Here is a 19322-nt window from a genome sequence, read left to right as displayed (position 1 = left end):
ACGATCATCATGATGTAAACCCGATGGCCTGCGTGGTCGGGCGCCAGTCTTGTCTCCCCGGGCGTCTCGCCATGATACGACCCAAATGCCTTCGAAATTTTGCCGAATTGGTGCATTGGTTGCCGGTGAGGAGGGCTTGGAATAATAGAAGCAGTTTCTCGATAACCAAGCAGGTTTTCAATAATCCTGCCCTCCATCTCACGCTATATTTTTAGCACCGGCAGAGATAGGCGTTCATCTAAAAAAGCACAGCTAAACGCCAGTATTTTCAGCGCACTTGGAACGAGTCGGCGGCGAAGCCGCGGCATTGTCGAAGTTGGATATGCCGTGAGATGCCTCGCACGCGGAACGCTGCGTTCCGACATTGAAAATTTTGGGGAAAGCCGGATGCATGGTCGTGATCTTCATTTCTCGCCCGAGTGGGCGCCTGCTGCAAGAGCTGTTCGCGACAGGCAAGCTCGCTGGCGGGACGACCGGCCGGCTTTTCGCGACCCTGCCGGCGGGATGTGCGCATGAGGCGTAGAAAACTCACCGCCGCACAGATCGCCGCCATGTTGCGTGATGTCGAACGCGGATGGTCCCCAATGGAAATCTGTGTGCAGTACGGCATAGGGATCAGCACGTTCTACGAGCTCAAGGGCTTGTATGCGAGCGCGCCGGTCGAATTGATTGCGCGCATGGAAAAGATGGCCCAGGAGAATACCCGCCTGTGCCGGCGTATCGTCCAGCTTGAAGAAGAGGTTGCGATGATGACGGCCGCCTTGAAGTCCTATGCCAAGACATCGGATCAACGCAGGGCCGCGGTCGCTTGGCTTGTCGATAACTACCGCATCGCACTCAGCCGGGCCTGCCGGCTGGTGGGCATTTCCCGCTCATTTTTCCTTTATCAGTCCAGCCGGAAGCTGCTCTACACGCAGCGCACGCCCGAGAAGAAGAGGGAGTTGGAACAGCAAGCGCACTCGGGCTGTTGAGCTGATGGCCTAGTTGCGCCGCATCCTTGTGGGCGTAAGTCCCCACGTCCGTCGAATCAGCGCGGTCATGTGGCTATTGTTGGAGAATCCAGCGCGACGGGAAACCTCGTGCAATGGAGTGTCGGTATCAAGAATCAGTTGCCGAGCCACATTGAGACGCATGTTCAGTATGTACTGGTGTGGGGCCTGGCCAACGGTCTCGCGGAACGCGCGTGCGAAGTGGCTGGGCGACAACTGTGCAACCTTCGCCAGGTTCTCCAGCGTTAGCTTGTCGGCGATATGTTCAACGATGTACTCGTTGACGCGCTTCCAGGCGCGTGGAGACAGCCCCCCTGCAGGCGGGCGCGCTTCCATACGGTTCAGCGACGAATGGGTGCGCAGGACGTGGACGCCGAGCAATGTGACCCAGGAGTCAATACTCTCGACGCTTGCGATTTCCCCGCTTTGCAGTTCGGCGCGGATCCGCTGGGCGATATGAAGCGCCCGGGGGTCTATCGTGCCCAGCGCGGGCGGGCGTAGTTCGAAATCCTCACGACCGTGCTCAATGCCGGCCAGGCGCCGCAGCCGGTCTTCGGTCAGCGCCGCGAGCAAGTTTTCCTTTGGCGCTGTCCAACGCGCCGAGACATCCGAATGGGCTGGCACGATCTCCAGGGAGCCGATCGGTGCCAATCCACAGATGCGTTGGTCGCTGTTCAGCGCCAATTCCCGATTGGGCTGGGCGGTGAACAACACGAGGATGCAGTGAGAATCGGCTTTGTATTGGATCTGGTTGGGGCCGGTGCATGTGACGCTGACCGCTTGATGGCCGAGTTCGAGCTTCTGGCCCCACGAAGAGGGAATGTTGTCGAGCAAGTTCTTTACGGGCTGCCGCGTCGCGATGGGAGCAGGTTCGCCGGTGCTTGGGTCGATTTCCTTCATATTCTTGAGTTCATAAATAATCTGCTTAGTCAGCGTCGCGGTCGCCGCGAGTAACGCCGGCATGCCACCCATCCGACAGTCAATAAGGCAAGAACAACGCCCCACTTCGTGAGTGGGCTGTCCCACCAAGGCATGTGGAACGCAGCGTTCAAGCGCGGGGTCTGCTGTGCTTCAAAATCCAGGATTGGCCAAGTCGCTATCCAGAGGCCGGAAGGGAGCGCCAGCCATAGCCAATGGCTGAAGCGTCTTTCACCTGTTTCGACGCCGATCTGCTGGCCAATCGCCAGCGCGGTCAGCAGAAAGCCCAAGCGGACGAGTGCGTGAATCGTGGCCACGTCGCTGACATGCATCAGGTCGCTCAGCAGCCATATTGGAAATGCCGCGCCAGCGAGTCCAAGCAGTACTTGAGGGGCCCAGTTGGACGTCTTTGTCCGCGACGGAAAATCGGCCGGATGCGGACGTTCGTGGTTGGAACGCATCGTGATATCTCCAATCACCAATCCTGCGCGACGGCCTGACTCGAAATACAGAAAACACTCGAGCGCGGCAATCGTTGGAAACTTTGAATAAATGAATTCGAAGTCAGCGATGATAGGTTTCACGCGGCGCATCGTGATTCAGATAAATCTGAGGAGCGGCCACCAAGCGTTACCAGCAAGTATCGTTCCGCCAATGTGCCGATCGCGGCTGGAGCCATGCGTCTTCAGCACATAGCAAATTCCAGCGGCTGCATCAGATTGATCTCAAACGTAGCCGACCTGCGATCCGATAAGCTGGTGTTGGCCGGAGTTGCCAATGTGACGTAGAAAATCCACGGAGAAAATCATGGGACAGTTTTCGCGGCTTATGGAAGTGGTCATGAGCAGACTTCCTGCAAACCTTGCGGGTTGCAAAAGGATTTTCATAAGTTGCGTCGTCGCCCTTTGGAGCGGGGGCATTCTTTTTTGAATGTTCGCCGCGGACGGGGCGGTGTGCGTGCGATTTGGCGCGCTCGATGCGCGCGCGGGACTCACTGAGCGAGAGCGACCTCATCCATAAGCGTTCAGCCTTCGAGTCAAAGCGATATAGCGGCGCCGCGCCAGACCCTTGCTGGTGCCTGCCAGTTGGCGCCACACAGCCTGTCGTATCTGCGTTCTGACCTCGGTGGCGTCCTCTTGGGCGGGTGGCGCATTGCCCAGGCGGGCCTGCTGTTCCAGCGCCCACAGGCGGGCGCCGACAACCAACGGTAGCGGGCCTGCGCCTAGGTTCTGGCCCGCCACGGCGTCCTCGAATAGCCGGTCGAGGTCATCGTCGGGGATGTTTCTTGAATCCTCGTCGAGATGTTCATCCGCATACGTCGCGCCATGGCTCGATGCGAGCCCAAGCCATATGGAATCCTGCTCGGCTGCGTCTTGCGCGGTCGATGTGACCCGCGCGATCCGCTTGTCGCGGAGCCGCAACGTATGAGTGCGCGTTCCCTCATAGGGGCCGCTGTCGAGGCGTATCTCGAACGTCAGCGGCATCGAGAAGGATCGGCTGGCGGTGGAGACGGCCCCCACCTCTCTGATCGAAAAGGTATTGCGCGAGAAGTCCATCACTCGGGAGAAGAACTCGATGAGCCCGCCTCGGCCCCTGTAGGTGCCGCTGATGGGATTGTTGCCTTCTTCCTGCCAGACGACTTCTTCGGAGAAGAGAGGGAAGAGGGCTTCAAATTCGTTCTGTGCCATCGAAGTGCGATAGGTATCCAACAAGGCCTGAACCTCGGCAGCGGTCATGGGGGCGGAGCGGCCTGGCCTGACAGCCGCCTCCGGGTTGCGGTCCATGAATTCCAGGACGCTTGCTGTTACGAGATCGCGGTCGTTGTCCACGCAAACCATGTGGTAGCTATTGTTCAGCAGCACCAGCTTGCTTTCGGCGATGGCGCCATGAAGGAAATGGGCGGAGCGCACAGACGTAAGCTCGTCTTCATGCGCGTGCACGATGAGTGTCTGGCAGGCCACCTGGCCCAGGTCCTTTTTCACCCACGCGCCGACCCGATCGACTTCGCGAATGCAGGAGAGCGGCACCCACGGGTAGTGGAAGCTCTCGCCGCGCTCGAATTTGGCTTTGACAATGGAACGCACCAGTTCATTCTTGATGCCGTACGGGTCTTCTTCCTCGACGCGCATGCGGGCGGCCACGCCAGGTATCCGGTACACAATTCTCCGAAGGTCGCGATACCAGGGCGTGCTCCAGCCGTCGATATAGACGGGGGCCGCCAGGCTCACCAACTTTCCCTTGCGGTGCCGGACTCGTTTGCATAGCTCTATGGCGAGCAACGCGCCCAGGCACATACCGACCACATGAAGCGTTTCGTAGCGGCTGGCGAGACGCGCGTATTCCTGTGTCACTGCGTCCATCCAATCTTCGGCCCGAACGGACACGAGGTCCTCCGGGTGCGTTCCATGGCCCGGAAGGGTCACGCTATGTGTCTCGATACCGGCGCGCTTGAGGGTTTTATGTAGCGAGCCCAGGTCAAATTCCGTTCCCCCCAGGCCGTGTATGAGCAGGGCGCCGGTGCTATGAGGCATCGGTGTGCTCGATATCGCCATAGCGCCAGGTTCCCGCAATGATCTCGACGCTGCCGTCGGCGTTGCTAAGCGGATTGCCGCGGTCATTGATAATGCGCCAGCCCCCCGTCTCGTGAGCCAGGCGGAATAACAAGGGTGTCTGGTCGAGGGCGCCCGCGCGCCTTCCCTCCCAATGCAGCTTGAGACGATTTCGATCTTCGGGATGCGTCAGCGCAAGCAGTTGATTCAAGGTTGAAATTGTCACGGCGGATGTACCCAATGCGCTTGTCACGTCACCAGAAACATCCAGTTCATCGCGCTCCGGACTGTAGCGATAAAGCAGTTGCCTGCTGCCTGCCAGGGCCAGCTCGACCTTTACGCGCCATTGCTCCGCGGTCTCGAGTTTCTGGGCTCGCTCACTGCGCAGGCTGTTCACCAGCAGGATAAGGAGCGCGGCAATGATCAGATAGACCTGCGTGGCGATCAGCGCGTGCCATTGGTCGTCGGGGTCGACAAATGGGCCTTCTCCCTGGGCGCTCTGCCAGAGCGTTATGAGAGTGAGCGTGGCGACGGCAAGGGTGCCGCCCGGAGGGCCCCAGATCAACGCCACCAGCACCGAGAACACGATCGGAAGGTAGGTAAGTTCGAACGAGACAACGTACGGGACGTTTTTCAGCATTTCCCCATTGAAGGTGACAAACGCAGATGCGGCCAGACCGAGATAGGCAGTCAGGCCCAGCGCCAGGTCGCGCCACCGTGGGCCGCCTGAACGACGCGCCCGGAAGTTCGCCCAGCCTTTCAGCGCGGGAGCCAGGATCAACACGCCCGCCAGATAGGCGGCCACCCAGTTTCGAAGCTGGGTCCAACTGTGAAGCCCGTGGCTCAACCAGAGCCATGTTCCGCTTATCGCGGCGCTACAGGCGGCCCCTATCACGGCGCCGAGGAACAGGGCTGCGACGAGGCCCGGGCCGCCATCTCTGGGTTTCAGGGTCTGAATGGACCATGCCGCCAGCAGGTTGGCAGCGCTGGCCGCGAAGGCGAACGCAAAGGACGTTGATAGGTCCGCCCGATGAATGCCGGTGATGACGACCTGCGCCGCAAAAAAACCGAGTAACAACAATGCCCAGTTATCCCGCCTGGTCAGCAGGTATGCGCCGACCGCGATCCCCGAGGGCAACCAGACGTAGACCGCATGGTTGAGCGGGTCGTCAAAGAGGTGCGAAAACGCGCCGCACACCAAATAGGGCACGATCCATATCAGGCTGGTCACGTTCATCTTGGCGATGGAGAGGTCTCGACGAAATGGGATAGGTTCAGTTCCCCTGTCCGGCCAGATCTCCTGCGAATGCGCATGGGGAGCGTGAGTGCCGGATCACTGATAACCAATCGCAACTATGCTACCCGGTGAGTACTCGGAGTAATAGATCACTAGATTTCCGGAATGTGCTGTAGCGCCATGCCGGAATTATCTATGGGCGCATTTCCGAATATTTTCTGTACTAGCGGCCGCGACTCCGATGTCTGGCGGCCTTCGCCGGGGTGAGGCCGCTCAGATTCTTCTCAGGCTGGCGGGCGCGAGGGATTGATAGAGTGCAGGCTTGCGAAATCGGCCATCCGGTTCAATAGGAGTCTGCCCATGCCGTTCCAATTCGACGGCCCCGTAGCCGAGGCCCATAGCGGCACACGGTCGCTTGGGAGCGGTGATCCCGCCTATTTCCGCCACTTCCTTCAAGCACAGCTTCGAGAGGGACGGATTCAGGCGTGGTTTCAGCCGAAGTGGAGGCTGAGGGATGGGGCCGTCATCGGCGCTGAGGCGCTGGCCCGATGGATCGGCCCTGAAGGCTGTGTCGTGGCGCCCAGCGACTTTCTTCGACATGTCCGTCATCACGGTCTGGAACGGGAGTTGCTCTTCCGGATGCTGGACGATGCGATTTCGGCCCACGTGAAATGGCGGGACCTCGGCAGTGTGGTGCCTGTTTCCGTCAACCTTCCTCCTCCTCTGTTGGACGACATCCGGCTTGCCGACGAGCTGCACCAGCGAGTGGTCGCCGGCGGGGTCGCGCCGGAGCAGATCTGTTTTGAGTTGCTGGAAGACGAGGCTGCATCCCTGACAAAAAACTACTGTGCCGGAGCGTCCCGCCTTCGCATGAGCGGATTCGGCCTGGCGCTGGACGATTTCGGCCGTGGTTACAGCTCTTTGTACAACCTCATATCGGCGCCTTTCACCGAGCTAAAAATCGACCGCGCCTTTGTCAGCGGGTCGGCGCAGGATTGCAAGCGTCTGGCCGCCCTGTTCTCATCGGTGCGGCTGGGAAAGCAGTTGGGATTGGTGGTGACGGCCGAAGGAATTGAAACGGTTGAAGAACTGAATGTGCTGCGCCGTGTGGATTGCGATTGCGGTCAGGGCTATCTGGTTGCGCCCGCGTTGCGCAGCGACGAATTCTGTGACTTTCTGGTCGGCGCGAAAGCGCAGGCTCCTCGATATTTTCAGTGACGGGCAGGCGCGAGGATCCCTTCCTGCCTGGCCCGCTCAAATCGTCAACCCCGTTTCATTTAGGAGAGAAAATGGGAATCCAACGCATCTCGAAGGCGTGCATGCTGCTTGCGGCCGCGCTTGTCTGCACGGCCTGTTCGCGAGCCCCGCAGTCGGCGACCGCGCCGACTGTCCATGAAGGCGCCGCTTCGTCATCAGGGACGGGCGGTTCATCTCACGCTCGGGCAGATGCTGGTGATCAAGCCAGCGCTACGAAATTCTATGTCGGCGTGTGGGAACCGATCAGCGGCAGCTACCAGGGTATGGGCAACCTGCGATTGACGAGCTCCAATGGAATTCACTGGCACAAATGCAAGACCGCTTTTGTCGAGCAGCCCGATCCGCCCAAGCCTGGCATGCTGCTCGTCTTGAGTCCGGACAGCACCTGTGTATTGGACGATGAACCCCATACCCGCGTGCTGTTCGTTCGCGTAGCGAAGCCGGAAGGCAAGTGTGATCTGAACGTGTCCGCCTATGCCAACGAGGACGACGTTCGAAATGATCGTCCCGCGGCCGAAGGTGTCTACACCCGTACTGCCTGTCATTGATCAGGCATTCGCAGGGCCGGCAGGGTGGTGGAGCGTGCTTCCCATCGGTGCCGGTACCTGCGTCGCGCTGTCAATTCTGCGTGTGGCCTTGAAGCATCGCGATCAGATGGTCGACTTGTTGGATTGCGCCAGCGTAGCTGTTGCCGGCCATCGCTGGCGAAGTCAGGTATTGACCGCCCACCGCGAAAGAAGGCGTGCCCTTGATATGGTAGCTCTCGGCCAATTGAGAGGCCCTGCGCATCTCGACCTGCACGCCGAATGAATCAAAGGCGGCGTCGAATTTGGCTTTCTCCAATCCCTGGGAAACAGCCCAGGCTTCGATCGCCGTCCTGTCGAACAGACGCTGGTGTTCGTTGTGGATCGCGTCGAAGAAGCGCGCATGCAGATCAGTCCGGTTGAGGGCGGCAAGGGCGTAGTAGAACTGTTGCATTGGGCGCATGTTGGCGTTGTAGGCGATCGGAACGCGCTTCAGGACTACGCCCGGCGGTATGTGTCGGGACCATTGTGCAATCAGCGGGTCGATCTTGGCGCAGTGCCCGCAGGTGTAGGCGAAGAATTCCAGTACCTCGATTTTTCCCGGCGTATCCGACGGAAGGGGCGGTGAAATCCGGGCATACGCAGGCGCGGGTTGCGCATGGCAAACCGAGGCGTTGGCAAGGAGGAGCGCCGATAGCGCCGAGGTCGCCAGGGGGCGAAGACAATGTCTGAAGAACATATTCGTGGATGATTTGGTGTGGTGCGGAGTGCGGGCAGCTTCAACGCCTATGGGTGTGCCGCAAGGCGCGATCAGTCAATGGCCTGGCTTCCTCTTGACGCCGGGCTCCCTGGTAGAAGGCCGTTCCAACAGCGATTAAAGAGAAGAGCTCGTCTTGAGTAAGCTTCGGCGCGAGCTGTTCCAGGATGTCGGCGTACATGGATACGAGATGGCTAGAATCGTCTTGCAAAGGCAAGGGCGTGGTGGTCATCAGATCCCGGATTTCTTCCATGTCCATTGGGGGCTCCGCGGAGAGGTTTTCGATACGCCCTGCAGCACGATTGCTCATCAATATCGCTCGGCGTCGACGTGAGTCCATCGACGATGAGAGATGGTGATCAATCGGGGTTGGGAGGCTGCTGCGCGTTGGGCTATTTCCCGCATGGCGGGCGAGAGGGTGAGGGGGCGACAGGGGGCGGTGCCTCGCAATTGAAGCGTTGGCACATGAGGTTGCTTGGTTTCTACGGCTTTCGATGACATTTCAGTTCCGCAACATTGCTGTGCTGGAATTTGGTGGTGCCGGTGTGCGGCCCATGGCGTGCCTGGGCCTGGTGCGGACCGGGATCAGCGGCTTGCCGCGGCCCCAGTCGACGTCCTTGGACGCGTTCCGGAATGAGGGTTTGGCGCTCAAGCATAGTGATGAAACTGTACTCATCGCTTAAGAATTATCTGATCAGGCATGTGCCTTCAGCCCTGGCTTGTTCAGTCTGCTAGCGCGATGGACCTGCCGGAACGAGATGCCGTCAGGGCGGTCTCGTAGGCCTCCAACGTCTGCGACATCTTCACGGAGATCGAAAAATGGCGTTCGGCGTACTTTCTTGCACGATCTGTGATTTGGTCCGCTATGTGCGGATTGGCCCAAATATCCGCAATACGGTCGGCGAAGCCAGCCGTATCACCGGCCCCGCATAGCCAGCCGGTCTCGCGGGGTTGAACGATTTCCGGTATGCCGCCCACGTCGCTCGCGACGACGGGGCAGCGCGAGGCAAACGCCTCCGGAATGATGCGCGACCACGCTTCGCAAGAGGACGGGACGAGAACGGCATCCACGGCTTGAAGCACATCCCCGATATCTTCGCGATGGCCGGTAAATATGACGCTTTTTTCGATTTCGAGCTGCACGGCAAGATCGCGTACGGCTTGTTCGTATGCCAGCGTGCGTTGGGTCGGCTTTCCGACCACCAGCGCCACGGCCGGAATACCGCGCTGAAGCAGCAGATGAACGACCCTTACGAGCTCCGCCTGCCCCTTTTCCGGCCTGAGCATCCCGACCGTCGCCACGACGAACGAGCGGGGGGCCAGCGCGAGCGTGCGTCTCATCGCGTGGCGCCGCGCTTCCCGTTGCTCACTTGCGAAGAATCCGGGGGCCGCCCATTCGCCTACGACACTGACACGGCGCCTGGGCGCAAACCCCGCTGCCACGATGTTGCCCGCGCCGCTTCGGCTGGTGGCGATGACACGATGGCATCCCAGCCGCCACTCCAATCGGCGGCGCCATGATGTGCTTGGCTTTCGCGCGAAGTGCCACGTTCTGACGAGCGTGCAGAGATCGCGGCATAGCGCGCTGGCCCGGCCGTCTTTCGCTCCGTGGGAATCAATGACGTGAATGCCCATTTGACGTACTGCCGTTCGCAGCCGGCGTATCGTTGAGACGGAGTAGGGCGAGTCAAAATCAATTTCCAACGTTGGTAGCCCGCGCTGACGAGCCAGCGCCAGGGTTTCGCTCCTGGATGGGCCCGCGAAGGCCGCGGTATGACCATGAGCCTGAAGCCAGGCCAATTGGTCGAGGATGCGAAACTCCAGGCCTCCGAGATTTAGCCCGGAAAAAGTATGCAGAACGCGCATGAACCTTCATCTGTGTCGAGCGAGTGACTGTCGCGCCGCGGCCAGACAGGACCGCAACATTGCCACTCCGGTTAGAGACGTTCTTCACAAGAGCTCGACATTGATATCACTGTTCAGATGAGACGAGGTTCGATTCCCGGAATGAATGCGGGGTTTGTGGCAGGAGGCACAGTTTTTTGCTAATTTTCCGTGCCTTCAGCTCTCTTTTCGACGGATTTCCGAGGGGGTGATGCCCCAGGCGCGCCGCATGGTCATGGTCATGTGGCTGTTGTTGGAAAAGCCCGTCAACCGCGCAATCTCCCCGAAGGGCAGTGCACTCCACAAGGACAGTTGGCGAGCGCGTTCCAGTCGAAGCTTGATGATGTATTGATGTGGCGGCAGCCCAAAAACCTGGCGGAACGCGCGCGAGAAATGGCTGGGCGACAGATTGGCGATCGTGGCCAGGCTTTCCAGGTTGATGTTCTGATCCAGATGGGCGCGAATGAATTCCTCGATGCGTTGATGCGCGCGGGGGCTGAGTTTCGCAGCGTGCGGATGAAGACTCCTTTGAGTCAGGTGTGAATAGGTTCTCAGCATGTGCGCGCCCAGCAGCGTGATCCAGGCGTTCAGGGATTCCGTCTTGCCGGGATCGTCGTTTTCTATCTCGTCGCGGATATGGCGGGCGATGCATAGCGCGCGTCGGTCCACGCTGCCGAGCTTCGGTGGCTGCCAACGGACCTGGTCGTCGCCAAGTTCCATGCCTGCAAGACGCCGCAGACGCTCGTCGCTCAAGCCCATCAGCAGGTTCTCTTTGGCAACCGCCCAGCGAGCAAGGAGTTCGTGCTGGCGCGGGATAACTTCGACGGAGCCGGTGGGCGCGAGGCCTAGCGTCGCGCGGTCGGAATTGAGGGCAATCTGTCGATGCGGTTGCGGCGTGAAGAGCACCAGGAAGTAATGCGCAGGAGCAGTAAAGCGGATGGTGTTGGGCCCTGTCTTTGTCGTGGCGATCGCGGCATCGCCCAACTCCAACTTGGGTCCCCATGCCTCGGGAATGCTCTCAAGAATCATGTCCTTCCCCATGTTGTTGCTATTGCTGGCTGACACGGCGGGCCAGGCGCGCAGCGGCCTTCGAGGGCGCGACAATGTGAAATCGATAAAACAATATATAGGCTGGGCAGCCATTGTGAAACCTGGCGGGCTTGGTACATTTTGTTGCTGGCGGAGTGCGGCTTAATATGGCCGAGCCCGGGATGGGCCGGAATTGTTCCCGTCGGTCAGTCTGATAGAAATGTAGCCATGGCTATATTTGCAGCGACTAGTGTGCGTCTATGAGCACTCTCTCTGAGCGGATCCGCGAGGCCATGGCCGCGGCAAAAAAAAATCAAGCAGATCTGGTCCGAGCCACGGGGGCCAAAAGTTCATCCGTGGCCAACTGGGTGGGCGGGCGCACCAAGAATCTCCGGGGCGAGAACCTGGTCATCGTGGCGCGCCTGCTGAATGTTTCCGAGGCCTGGCTCGGTGCGGGTGTGGGCAAGCGAGAGAGGGGCGGGCCGCTGGCCTGGCCCTTCAGGCAAGTGACTCTGGAGCAATTCGAACTCCTTTCGGCTGAGGCGCGCGCGCATCTCGAAAGCTATCTTGCGTTTCTGGTGCAACAGAGCGGGGCGCGTGCGTCCCGGTCTTCCGCCTCTACCGCAGGCAGTGTGCCGGCTGAGTCGATTCAACAACTCCGCCAGGGCTTGAAGCGAACGTCTGAAGCGTTGCGTCACCATTTTAGCAAGGAGATTGAACGTGACGACAAAGTTGACGCTGATCGCATCAGGAGGCGACGGGCTTCGGGGAAAAAGTGAGGGGGCGCCGCAGTGTCCCAAGTGTGCTTGCGGCCTTATTCACGCCGGCGAAGAGGTCAGGGCGCGCGCTTGCGTCGATATCCTGAGCGAGGGGCGGTTTCGCCATAGCCTGACCGCCGAGCCTTGTGACCTCATGCCGTTGTTGCTGGCATGCCATATCCTGACAGGCGAAATTCTTGAGAGGCTGAGCAGCCTGGCCTGAGTGGCAAGGGCTTGGTGCCGGCTCGCCGGCGCTGGAAAGTTGACGCAAAAACTAGCCATGGCTAGAATTTGCCGGCGCCAAGTCCCTCCCGTCCTAAGAGCAAACAAGCCGGTCGTTGCGGCCAGTCTGCCTCGCCGCAGTCTGGTTCGCGCCGGCAAACTCATAGGAATCTGACAATGCAACCCGTCATGACGGCGGCATCTTCAATGGCATTGAAGATCGTCACCACTTACGCAATATGTGCCGCGTTGGCCGCGCTTTTAGGCTTGGTAGTCCTGCCGCCCCGTAGTCGCGCCGAGTTGATGATGCGCACAGCATCCACGCTGGTGTGCTCGTTTGCCTTCGGCCCCGCCCTGGCCGCGGCCGCGCTGGCGTGGTTTCCCGCGTTGACCGACGCGTTGGTCTGGTTGGCGGACCACGGCAGTACGGAAGACGAATTCCTGGCAAAGCTCTATGTCATAGCCCCCTGCATGCTGCTGGCGGGGTTGCCAGCCTGGTGGATGCTGGGTGGGTACATGCGGTGGGTCGCTCGCATTCGGAAGATCGGCCTGCTTCCCTGGCTGGATGAACTCCGCGCGAGGCTGCCGCTCCTGGGCGGCGCCAAGGATAAGGAGTGAGTATGCCGCTTCAGTCAGTACTGCATACCGCAATCATGCCGGCGTTGCGACTGCTGCCCCCAGACATGGACACAGCGGGCGCTCGCGTCATGCTGCTCGCTATCGGCCTGCAGGAGAGCGGTTTGAGACATCGATTCCAACTCGTCTCGGGCAAGCCCGGCCTCAAGGGGCCGGCACGTGGCCTCTGGCAGTTCGAAAGAGGAACGAGCGCCAGCCTCGGAGGCGTATGGGGCGTGTGGATGCATCCAGCGAGCAGGCGATGGCTACGGCAACTGTGCCCTGAGCGGCGAGTGAAGATGGATCCTGGCGTAGTACACGAGACCTTGGAGCGTGACGATGTGCTCGCGGCCGGGGTGGCCCGGCTTTTGCTGTGGACCGACCCTCAGGCTTTGCCTTCGATCGATGACGAGCCGCAGGCCTGGGCCCTCTATTTGCGAACCTGGCGCCCTGGCGCCTACGCGCGCGGGAGCCAGGCTCAACGAGCCTCGCTGCGGCAAAAGTGGCGCGGGTATCACGCTCAGGCAGCCGCGCTCGTGGGCGAGGTGACCCCATGAGCGCGGTATCAGGATGGTTGAGTATGTTCAGCGGCAGGGGGATCCTGGTTCCGCTGCTGGTGGCGTCGCTGGCGGCAGGTGTTGCGTGGAATGTCCGCGGATGGCGCGCCGAGAGTCAAGTCGCACAACTCGAAAGACGATGGGCCGACGAGCGTGCGGTGGCGAGCCACGTGCTGGCCACTGCCCAAGACGAAGCCCGCATGCAAACGGAACGCCGATACGAGGTGGTGAATGAAATCAGGAATGAAGCGGATGAGAATCTTGCGCGCGTGTTGGCTGCTGAGCGCGCTGCTGCTGATGAGCGCCTGCGCCAGCAGGCCGTCCTCTTTGCCAGGCGCCAAGCCGCTCGCTGCGGCCATTCCCACTTTGCCGGCGTCGGCGCGTCAGCCGCCGACCCCATCGGCCTGTTCGCCGAGTTGTTTGGCGAACTTGATCGAATGGCGGAAGTCTACGCGAGCGAAGCTGACCGGCGTCGAGTCGCCGGGTTAGCGTGCGAGCGAACGTATAGCGAGATCAGGGGGAAGTAGCCGCCCAAACGCCGAGAGAAACGCCTCTGCCGTCGCGCGGGAGTCGCACGGGACAGGCAATTATCGAGGTAGGCATGGCGCCGAGGTTCTGGCGCCATGCCTTTCTTTATCGTCAGCGCGGAGGCTTGCTCGGTAGTGAAGGAAGGCGAGGGCTGGCCGTCCACATAAAGCAGTGTTTTTTGCTCCCTCGCACGCATCGCTCAGTGCCACGGCGCTAACCCGTAGCTCGGCCAAGCCCTCTAGTCGGGATACTCCCGCGCTCCCATGAAGCAGGGTAAATAACGCTCAAGTATCACGTCCAGACTCGTCGCCGCGCTAACCGGCGACCGCTGGAGTACCCCGACTGAAGGGCTCGTACGTGAGCATATTCTGGAAGGGGCGGAGTGCTCTTGAGAACATTCTGAGTGCCTGTGGGCGACTAGGGTAGCCGCGAAACGATGAATGAAGTTTCGTATTGGTGGCCAGGAAATTGGCTGTTGACGCGCTGGGAGAATTCCTCTTTCGAGACGCGATGGTGGTACGTGTCGTGTAGCAGGACCAGAAACGCCTCCCGGCTGTCCGTCGTATCGAGCGGCAGGCGCTGGTACCGCGGGTTGGCGTCAATCTGACTGACGAGCCCATTGAGCCAGGCCTGGAACGGCTGGTCGTCGACCGCCGCGTCAACCCGCGGGTTCTGCTCGGTTGCGCATCCCTGTACCACAGGCAACGCAAGGACCGCTGAAACCAGAAAGGCACGGCATATTTTTGCGTAGCGATGTTTCATGATCGTGTGCTCCCGGTATAGAGCCGCCGCAGTAAGGGTTCGCGGCCGGATTGATAACAGTTGGTCAGCTTAACCGCACGAGATTTCTGAGTGAATGATTAATCCATGGATTTGACAAAAAGGCACCGAAACTTCTCGCCGCGGCGTGTTTTGCCACCCATGCGAGGGGCGATCCTTCTACGATTGCTGCGCCACTTTTTCGAGTGGAAAACCGCAGAACGTCTGCATCTATTGAAGGAAATAACATGTTTCGAAAAATCATGACGGGCCTGGCATTTTCGGGGGCACTCGCCGCGAGCTGCGGCGCTTATGCCGCGGACGTTCATCCGGTAACGGGCGCGACGCCCGGAAGCCATCAATCCGCCAAGGCACCTGCCCACGCTGGCAAGCAGCCTCAACAAGCGGGAGCCCAGAGCACCAAGTCTGATCGTCAGCGCCAAGTGCAGCCGACGGAGCAGCATCAGCGTAAGCCTGCCACTGCCGCAGGCAAGCCGCACACCGACGCCAGGAAGTAAGCTCCGCGGGTTGGTAGGAGGCGCCATGGTTGAACGTTCGGCCATGCGGGCAAATAGGCAGGCTGCCGGCCATGGCTTGATGCCCTGCGTCCGGGGACGGCGTGCGTGCCCGTGCCGCCATGCGCCTTTCGCCTATTGCCATCACTGATTCTGGTCCCTCCGGCATGCTGCGAACGCGTTGGCGACTCTTGTCCCTGGCGCTCCTGTTGATGGTGCTGATCGGGTTCATTGTCGCGCTGGCCTGTATGGGTACGCCTCGGGCCATGCGCGCCGCAATGGCGTTGGGTGGGACCCTGGCCGGCATGCTGGCGCTTGCGGTGTTTGTCTGCCGCAGGTGAGGATTGTTATCCACACTGCTGAGTAACTTTACGGCGACCTCTTCGGTACGGCTGTGCAGTTAGCAACTGGGACGTAAGGGCCGCGCGCGTTGTGTGTGGTTCTGAAGGCCAGGCGTCTATTGCAATTGAACCCTGATGTATCACCGCTGCGGGCTTCGTCGCTGCCGTGGGGGGGGCGGCAGTTAATTCGGACGCGCTGCATCACTTGGTGTGATGCAGGGCTGTCGTCCACGAATTCGTCAAGAGCAACGACATCAGCATCAACGATCACTCGTTCAACGCGAATCTCTCCGGATCGCGCGTCGAGTTGGGCCTGGGTACCACCCTTCAGATCGGCAAGCACCTCAGTGCGCATCTGAACCGCAAATAGGGGAAAGCCCGGCACGCGAGCAGGTCCTTTCCATGCAGCCGATTTCCGGACCGCATTAATCGCATTTGCCGGCACCGCGCCACGTGGCACTCCGGAAATAACAAGAACTATTTAGGAGCTTTTTCTTCGGATAGGATTTCCCTGAAGCGTTTGACTCCCGCCTCGATGTTGCCGTAGCCCGCTGAGCGCGAGGCGAGGCGGCGAAGTGCGCAGACGTCGCCGCCTGCCGTGTGTCGTGCCATCGGTGTGTCGCGGTAGTCCATGCTAGCTCCTGTTCCCTGTTCCCTGTTCCCTCGTGGAGGTCCTGAACATGCCTGAAATGACTGCCGAGAATGGCGGCAATCCTCAACCCATTCTTGATCGCGCGAGAAATCTGGTTCCAGACCCGCAATTCGAAAAGGTGGTTTCGCTGCAGCGGAGCTATGCGGATGCTGATGACGTAGCGTACATCTACCGCACGACGCGCTGGTCGGATGACTGGGCGGTAACCGGTTCTTCCTCGAGCGTCATTGAATTGCTGGGCCAGCATTGGTTTGGCCCGGTCGACGATCATGGGGGCGTGTATTACCGCATTGGGTGGCCGCAAGATCCTCAGGGAAACAGAATCCACTATGCCATGATGATCACGACGCTCGGCGAGATGTCCCTGGCCAAGAAAGTGCATCTGCCCCAGGGGGCGGTAAACGTCAATTTTCTTGGCGTCCGGAATAACTGGCTCGGCTCATTGACCCATGAGGCCGAGCTGGAGGTGATCCTGGAACAGGACGGGGGGCGAGCCACCAGCCAAAAGCTCCAATTCCGGCGTCAGGACAAGAACAACCCGTCGTCCACGGACGGTCATTGGCAACGCTACAGCGTCGACTTTCAGGTTCCCCAGGCCGGAAATTATTGGCTGAGGTTCCGTGGCGTGCCGCAAGGGAACAATCCTCCGCAGTGCGCCCCTTTCATTACGGATATTTTTTTGTGTCCCAGGGCCAAACCCAAGCTCTTGAACGTAGAAGGCGCAGAGGGACCGGCGCCGCATTGGAAGGTGAAGGCGCGAGCGGACCAACACTTCCGTCCTCTCACATTTCTCTTTGCCGTTGGCTCTGGCTTTGGCGTGCTGCGGAACCATCTCGTCACAGTCGAGCTTCGCGATCCCGCCCAGAGCGGCTTGCATTTCGAAGGCGCCGATCAGACGAAATTCAGCGATCGCACGAACAGCGACGGTTTTTTCTTTCTGCCCGGGCATCAGTTGAAGGCTGGGCCGAAGGCGGACAAGACCGGCGAGCTTGTCGTTGTCATTGATGGGGAAGAAATCGGCAGGGTGAGTCTGGAAGTCTTGGAGAGGGCGCCAATATCCGGTGTGGCGGAATCCGTCGATATCTATGCATCCCCTTATCTAAGCGGGGACATGCAGACCGCGGCGAGCAGACGACGCTTCTCGCGCGCGCTTCGCGTTTCTGTATTCGATTCTGGCCATCAGCGGGCGACCAGTGGGCAGGTCACCTTCTCCGCCTCCAGCACGAATGGCCAGGTTCGGAGCTATGTTTCGGCAAGCGAGAACCTTGAGTGGAATTCCGCCTCGCAGACCGAGGTCGACGTGCCGGTAAGGGACGGCAACGCGCAGGCCTGGCTGATCGGCGAGTTTTCGGGGGCCGATTCCGCGGGGCCGATCGCTGTCGCTGCGAAGGTGAAGGGAAAGAGCAGTCGCAGCGTTATTTTCCACGAAAGCGTGTGGTCACAGAACGCAAGTTTCCTGATTCTCCGCGTGGGGGGAGATCGCCAGCATGTGACGCCCGGCGCTCCCGTTACTGGCCTGAGAGCCAAGCTCGTCATGGAGAGTACTTCACGAGGAATTTCCAATGAGTGGATCCGATGGGAGATCATGGATGCCACCGTACTGCGTTTCAAACCGTTGGAACCGGGCGCCATTTTCTACCAGGAAAGCGCACACACGATCTGGACCAGAACTGACCCCGACGGGATTGCGCGAGCGCCCGCGTTGGAACGCATCGGCAGCGACAAGGGCACCGGCCACGTCAGGGCGTCAACGCCCTTGGCGGCCGAGACCAGCTTTACCTTGTTCCTGGACCCGGCGATACAGTACACCATCGGGGTCGGGGAAAACGATGCGCTTCCGCTTCATACGGTGCAACATCGCACGATAACGGTCAGGGATTCGATCACAAATCAGCCTGTAAGCGGTGTGCGAGTGGACGCAGAAGTCCTGGGAGAAGACGGTAACCCGGCGCAAATCCATCCATTGCGGCAGCACCAAATCACCAATAGCGCAGGGCAAGTTTCGTTTGGGTTTACCGCTGGTCACTCCGGGGCGACGACGGTGCTGTTGTCCGCGGAAAAGGCACACGTTAGAAGGTTGCTGTTGACGGCGACGAGTCACGTAGTGCGAGAGACCTTGACCGTTCTCACACAGCAGCCATTGATGGTTTCACGTGACCACGAGACAAAGAGCGCAAATCTGATCACGGTCGTGCTGGATCCGGCGGATGATGATGTCGACAGCATTGCCTATGCGATCACGCCGGCAGACGATGATGGCCTGCTGCTCAAGGACGAGAGCGGGAACTGGAATTCCAACGGGAAGTTGCCGATGGTGGACGGAAGGACGACTATCACGGCGCTGCGGGTCGGCGTAAGCGAGACTTCACAGTACCAGATCCAGTTCTCGGTCCCCGGGCAGGAGCATGCTATCCATCCCGTGACATTCCAGGTCAGGGTGGGCGAGGGGGCTGCGGCCCTGGAGGTCTATCCGCAAGGGACGAGCAGCGACCATCCCTACGAGATCGATTCGGGGACCAGTATTGACAATGATCCGAACGTTCGGGTGATCGCCTACAGGGATACGAAGAAGACGATTCTGGCACCGAATGCCCGGCTGCATTTTTTCATTGTTGTCACAGAGCCATCAGGTGCCTCGCCCGACGCGGTGGCCTTCAAGGACGGGAGTCTGAGCGCCACGGGCATAACGGACCCGAACGGTCAGTGCTTTGTGCCTGCCTTCAAGGTCAAGAACGGGTTTGTGGGGGCCTTCAATATTGCTGTGTCGAATGAGGGGGCGGGCACAACGTTGGCCAATTTGTACTTTGGCGTGAAACAGGCTGCCGCGGCGACCTTGCTCGAGTTCGAGGACGCGCGCACAAAGCTGAAACCGTCGCACCCTTACGCGGTTGGGGTCATCGGCTCCGTAAAGGTCTATTCGGATGCCGGCAAGCAACATCCCGTGCGATCGGGACAGGTGGCATTCTCGCTGACAGGCGAGACAAAGGGCGCAACCTTTCAGGAGGAGGGCGGTCAGTTTCCGAGCGGTGGCAAGGCCATTGTTCGAAAGGTGGTTTCCCTGGATTCGTCTGGAGAGGCTCAAATCCCGGCGATCAGGACCGGGCATGCGGGGAGCCTGACGCTGAACGCGACCGTCGTGGGTACCAGCGTGGATCAGACCCTGGCTATCACCGTTGCTTGACGCAAGGCTGTGAGGGGGGCTCGAAAAACGAGAGCCCCCTTTGTTTGCGC

Annotated in this window: 20 protein-coding genes; 10 read left to right on the top strand and 10 right to left on the bottom strand. The window is 60.1% G+C overall.

From position 1 onward, the window contains the following. The first annotated feature begins 512 nt into the window (after positions 1-512). Positions 513-971: a transposase gene (locus AAID08_RS24565; RefSeq protein WP_175189184.1), complete on the top strand. Its 459-nt coding sequence runs from the start codon at positions 513-515 to the stop codon at positions 969-971. 9 nt (positions 972-980) lie between these two features. Here AAID08_RS24565 and AAID08_RS24560 read toward each other — a convergent pair whose 3' ends face one another. From AAID08_RS24560 to AAID08_RS24545, 4 genes are all read right to left on the bottom strand, one after another. Next, entirely contained in the window at positions 981-1952 is a 972-nt protein-coding gene (locus tag AAID08_RS24560; protein WP_175189185.1) for an AraC family transcriptional regulator, read from the bottom strand. After that, positions 1919-2491, bottom strand: coding sequence for a hypothetical protein (locus tag AAID08_RS24555; RefSeq protein ID WP_175189186.1), 573 nt, complete (start codon positions 2489-2491; stop codon positions 1919-1921). The genes AAID08_RS24560 and AAID08_RS24555 overlap by 34 nt, the downstream gene beginning before the upstream one ends. Positions 2492-2917: 426 nt before the next feature. After that, positions 2918-4438, bottom strand: coding sequence for an alpha/beta fold hydrolase (locus tag AAID08_RS24550; protein ID WP_175189187.1), 1521 nt, complete (start codon positions 4436-4438; stop codon positions 2918-2920). Continuing rightward, complete coding sequence (locus AAID08_RS24545) at positions 4428-5693, bottom strand: MASE1 domain-containing protein (protein WP_175189188.1); 1266 nt, start codon at positions 5691-5693, stop codon at positions 4428-4430. The genes AAID08_RS24550 and AAID08_RS24545 overlap by 11 nt, the downstream gene beginning before the upstream one ends. A gap of 360 nt (positions 5694-6053) precedes the next feature. Between AAID08_RS24545 and AAID08_RS24540 the strand changes: the two genes are divergently transcribed. Both AAID08_RS24540 and AAID08_RS24535 read left to right on the top strand, forming a co-directional pair. Then, complete coding sequence (locus AAID08_RS24540; protein ID WP_395757008.1) at positions 6054-6911, top strand: EAL domain-containing protein; 858 nt, start codon at positions 6054-6056, stop codon at positions 6909-6911. Between the two features lie 71 nt (positions 6912-6982). Beyond that, positions 6983-7498 carry a hypothetical protein gene (locus AAID08_RS24535; protein WP_175189190.1) on the top strand — a complete coding sequence of 172 codons (516 nt, stop codon included), beginning with the start codon at positions 6983-6985 and terminating at the stop codon, positions 7496-7498. A 70-nt stretch (positions 7499-7568) separates the two neighbouring features. Here the strand turns inward: AAID08_RS24535 and AAID08_RS24530 are convergent, their stop codons facing one another. From AAID08_RS24530 to AAID08_RS24515, 4 genes are all read right to left on the bottom strand, one after another. Then, complete coding sequence (locus AAID08_RS24530; RefSeq protein WP_175189191.1) at positions 7569-8213, bottom strand: thiol:disulfide interchange protein DsbA/DsbL; 645 nt, start codon at positions 8211-8213, stop codon at positions 7569-7571. 40 nt (positions 8214-8253) lie between these two features. Continuing rightward, positions 8254-8490: a hypothetical protein gene (locus AAID08_RS24525; RefSeq protein ID WP_144655505.1), complete on the bottom strand. Its 237-nt coding sequence runs from the start codon at positions 8488-8490 to the stop codon at positions 8254-8256. 464 nt (positions 8491-8954) lie between these two features. Further along, positions 8955-10097, bottom strand: coding sequence for a glycosyltransferase family 4 protein (locus AAID08_RS24520; RefSeq protein WP_395757007.1), 1143 nt, complete (start codon positions 10095-10097; stop codon positions 8955-8957). A 195-nt stretch (positions 10098-10292) separates the two neighbouring features. After that, positions 10293-11144 carry a helix-turn-helix domain-containing protein gene (locus AAID08_RS24515; RefSeq protein ID WP_395757006.1) on the bottom strand — a complete coding sequence of 284 codons (852 nt, stop codon included), beginning with the start codon at positions 11142-11144 and terminating at the stop codon, positions 10293-10295. 260 nt (positions 11145-11404) lie between these two features. Here AAID08_RS24515 and AAID08_RS24510 point away from each other — a divergent pair, with 260 nt between their 5' ends. The 3 genes from AAID08_RS24510 to AAID08_RS24500 all read left to right on the top strand — a co-directional run bounded on the left by AAID08_RS24510 (position 11405) and on the right by AAID08_RS24500 (position 13823). After that, positions 11405-11923, top strand: a complete 519-nt coding sequence (locus tag AAID08_RS24510) for a helix-turn-helix domain-containing protein (protein ID WP_395757005.1) — start codon at positions 11405-11407, stop codon at positions 11921-11923. A 408-nt stretch (positions 11924-12331) separates the two neighbouring features. After that, complete coding sequence (locus tag AAID08_RS24505) at positions 12332-12742, top strand: hypothetical protein (RefSeq protein WP_254603882.1); 411 nt, start codon at positions 12332-12334, stop codon at positions 12740-12742. A 550-nt stretch (positions 12743-13292) separates the two neighbouring features. After that, entirely contained in the window at positions 13293-13823 is a 531-nt protein-coding gene (locus AAID08_RS24500; RefSeq protein ID WP_395757004.1) for a DUF2514 family protein, read from the top strand. A gap of 418 nt (positions 13824-14241) precedes the next feature. Here AAID08_RS24500 and AAID08_RS24495 read toward each other — a convergent pair whose 3' ends face one another. Then, positions 14242-14586 carry a hypothetical protein gene (locus AAID08_RS24495; RefSeq protein ID WP_144655498.1) on the bottom strand — a complete coding sequence of 115 codons (345 nt, stop codon included), beginning with the start codon at positions 14584-14586 and terminating at the stop codon, positions 14242-14244. Positions 14587-14831: 245 nt separating this feature from the next. On the opposite strand from AAID08_RS24495, the gene AAID08_RS24490 reads away from it, so the two are divergent. From AAID08_RS24490 to AAID08_RS24480, 3 genes are all read left to right on the top strand, one after another. Continuing rightward, positions 14832-15101, top strand: coding sequence for a hypothetical protein (locus tag AAID08_RS24490; RefSeq protein WP_175189195.1), 270 nt, complete (start codon positions 14832-14834; stop codon positions 15099-15101). A 206-nt stretch (positions 15102-15307) separates the two neighbouring features. Next, positions 15308-15439 carry a hypothetical protein gene (locus tag AAID08_RS24485; RefSeq protein ID WP_269872144.1) on the top strand — a complete coding sequence of 44 codons (132 nt, stop codon included), beginning with the start codon at positions 15308-15310 and terminating at the stop codon, positions 15437-15439. Positions 15440-15692: 253 nt separating this feature from the next. Beyond that, complete coding sequence (locus tag AAID08_RS24480; protein ID WP_175189221.1) at positions 15693-15809, top strand: hypothetical protein; 117 nt, start codon at positions 15693-15695, stop codon at positions 15807-15809. Between the two features lie 107 nt (positions 15810-15916). On the opposite strand, the gene AAID08_RS24475 is transcribed toward AAID08_RS24480, so the two are convergent. Continuing rightward, complete coding sequence (locus tag AAID08_RS24475; RefSeq protein WP_175189196.1) at positions 15917-16072, bottom strand: hypothetical protein; 156 nt, start codon at positions 16070-16072, stop codon at positions 15917-15919. Between the two features lie 47 nt (positions 16073-16119). Here AAID08_RS24475 and AAID08_RS24470 point away from each other — a divergent pair, with 47 nt between their 5' ends. Continuing rightward, entirely contained in the window at positions 16120-19272 is a 3153-nt protein-coding gene (locus AAID08_RS24470; RefSeq protein ID WP_343718535.1) for a hypothetical protein, read from the top strand. Positions 19273-19322: the final 50 nt, after the last annotated feature.

It is taken from the genome of Achromobacter sp. EB05, assembly GCF_044232075.1.
Taxonomy (GTDB): domain Bacteria; phylum Pseudomonadota; class Gammaproteobacteria; order Burkholderiales; family Burkholderiaceae_B; genus Achromobacter; species Achromobacter dolens.
Note: the sequence above shows the minus strand (reverse complement) of the source record. Positions and strands in the feature narration are given on the sequence as shown.

Excerpts from the sequence above, each read along its gene's own strand:
- AAID08_RS24565 (WP_175189184.1), top strand. The coding sequence starts at position 513 with ATGAGGCGTAGAAAACTCACCGCCGCACAGATCGCCGCCATGTTGCGT.
- AAID08_RS24560 (WP_175189185.1), bottom strand. The coding sequence starts at position 1,952 with ATGCCGGCGTTACTCGCGGCGACCGCGACGCTGACTAAGCAGATTATT.
- AAID08_RS24550 (WP_175189187.1), bottom strand. The coding sequence starts at position 4,438 with ATGCCTCATAGCACCGGCGCCCTGCTCATACACGGCCTGGGGGGAACG.
- AAID08_RS24545 (WP_175189188.1), bottom strand. The coding sequence starts at position 5,693 with ATGAACGTGACCAGCCTGATATGGATCGTGCCCTATTTGGTGTGCGGC.
- AAID08_RS24540 (WP_395757008.1), top strand. The coding sequence starts at position 6,054 with ATGCCGTTCCAATTCGACGGCCCCGTAGCCGAGGCCCATAGCGGCACA.
- AAID08_RS24535 (WP_175189190.1), top strand. The coding sequence starts at position 6,983 with ATGGGAATCCAACGCATCTCGAAGGCGTGCATGCTGCTTGCGGCCGCG.
- AAID08_RS24530 (WP_175189191.1), bottom strand. The coding sequence starts at position 8,213 with ATGTTCTTCAGACATTGTCTTCGCCCCCTGGCGACCTCGGCGCTATCG.
- AAID08_RS24525 (WP_144655505.1), bottom strand. The coding sequence starts at position 8,490 with ATGGACATGGAAGAAATCCGGGATCTGATGACCACCACGCCCTTGCCT.
- AAID08_RS24520 (WP_395757007.1), bottom strand. The coding sequence starts at position 10,097 with ATGCGCGTTCTGCATACTTTTTCCGGGCTAAATCTCGGAGGCCTGGAG.
- AAID08_RS24515 (WP_395757006.1), bottom strand. The coding sequence starts at position 11,144 with ATGATTCTTGAGAGCATTCCCGAGGCATGGGGACCCAAGTTGGAGTTG.
- AAID08_RS24510 (WP_395757005.1), top strand. The coding sequence starts at position 11,405 with ATGAGCACTCTCTCTGAGCGGATCCGCGAGGCCATGGCCGCGGCAAAA.
- AAID08_RS24505 (WP_254603882.1), top strand. The coding sequence starts at position 12,332 with ATGGCATTGAAGATCGTCACCACTTACGCAATATGTGCCGCGTTGGCC.
- AAID08_RS24500 (WP_395757004.1), top strand. The coding sequence starts at position 13,293 with ATGAGCGCGGTATCAGGATGGTTGAGTATGTTCAGCGGCAGGGGGATC.
- AAID08_RS24495 (WP_144655498.1), bottom strand. The coding sequence starts at position 14,586 with ATGAAACATCGCTACGCAAAAATATGCCGTGCCTTTCTGGTTTCAGCG.
- AAID08_RS24490 (WP_175189195.1), top strand. The coding sequence starts at position 14,832 with ATGTTTCGAAAAATCATGACGGGCCTGGCATTTTCGGGGGCACTCGCC.
- AAID08_RS24475 (WP_175189196.1), bottom strand. The coding sequence starts at position 16,072 with ATGGACTACCGCGACACACCGATGGCACGACACACGGCAGGCGGCGAC.
- AAID08_RS24470 (WP_343718535.1), top strand. The coding sequence starts at position 16,120 with ATGCCTGAAATGACTGCCGAGAATGGCGGCAATCCTCAACCCATTCTT.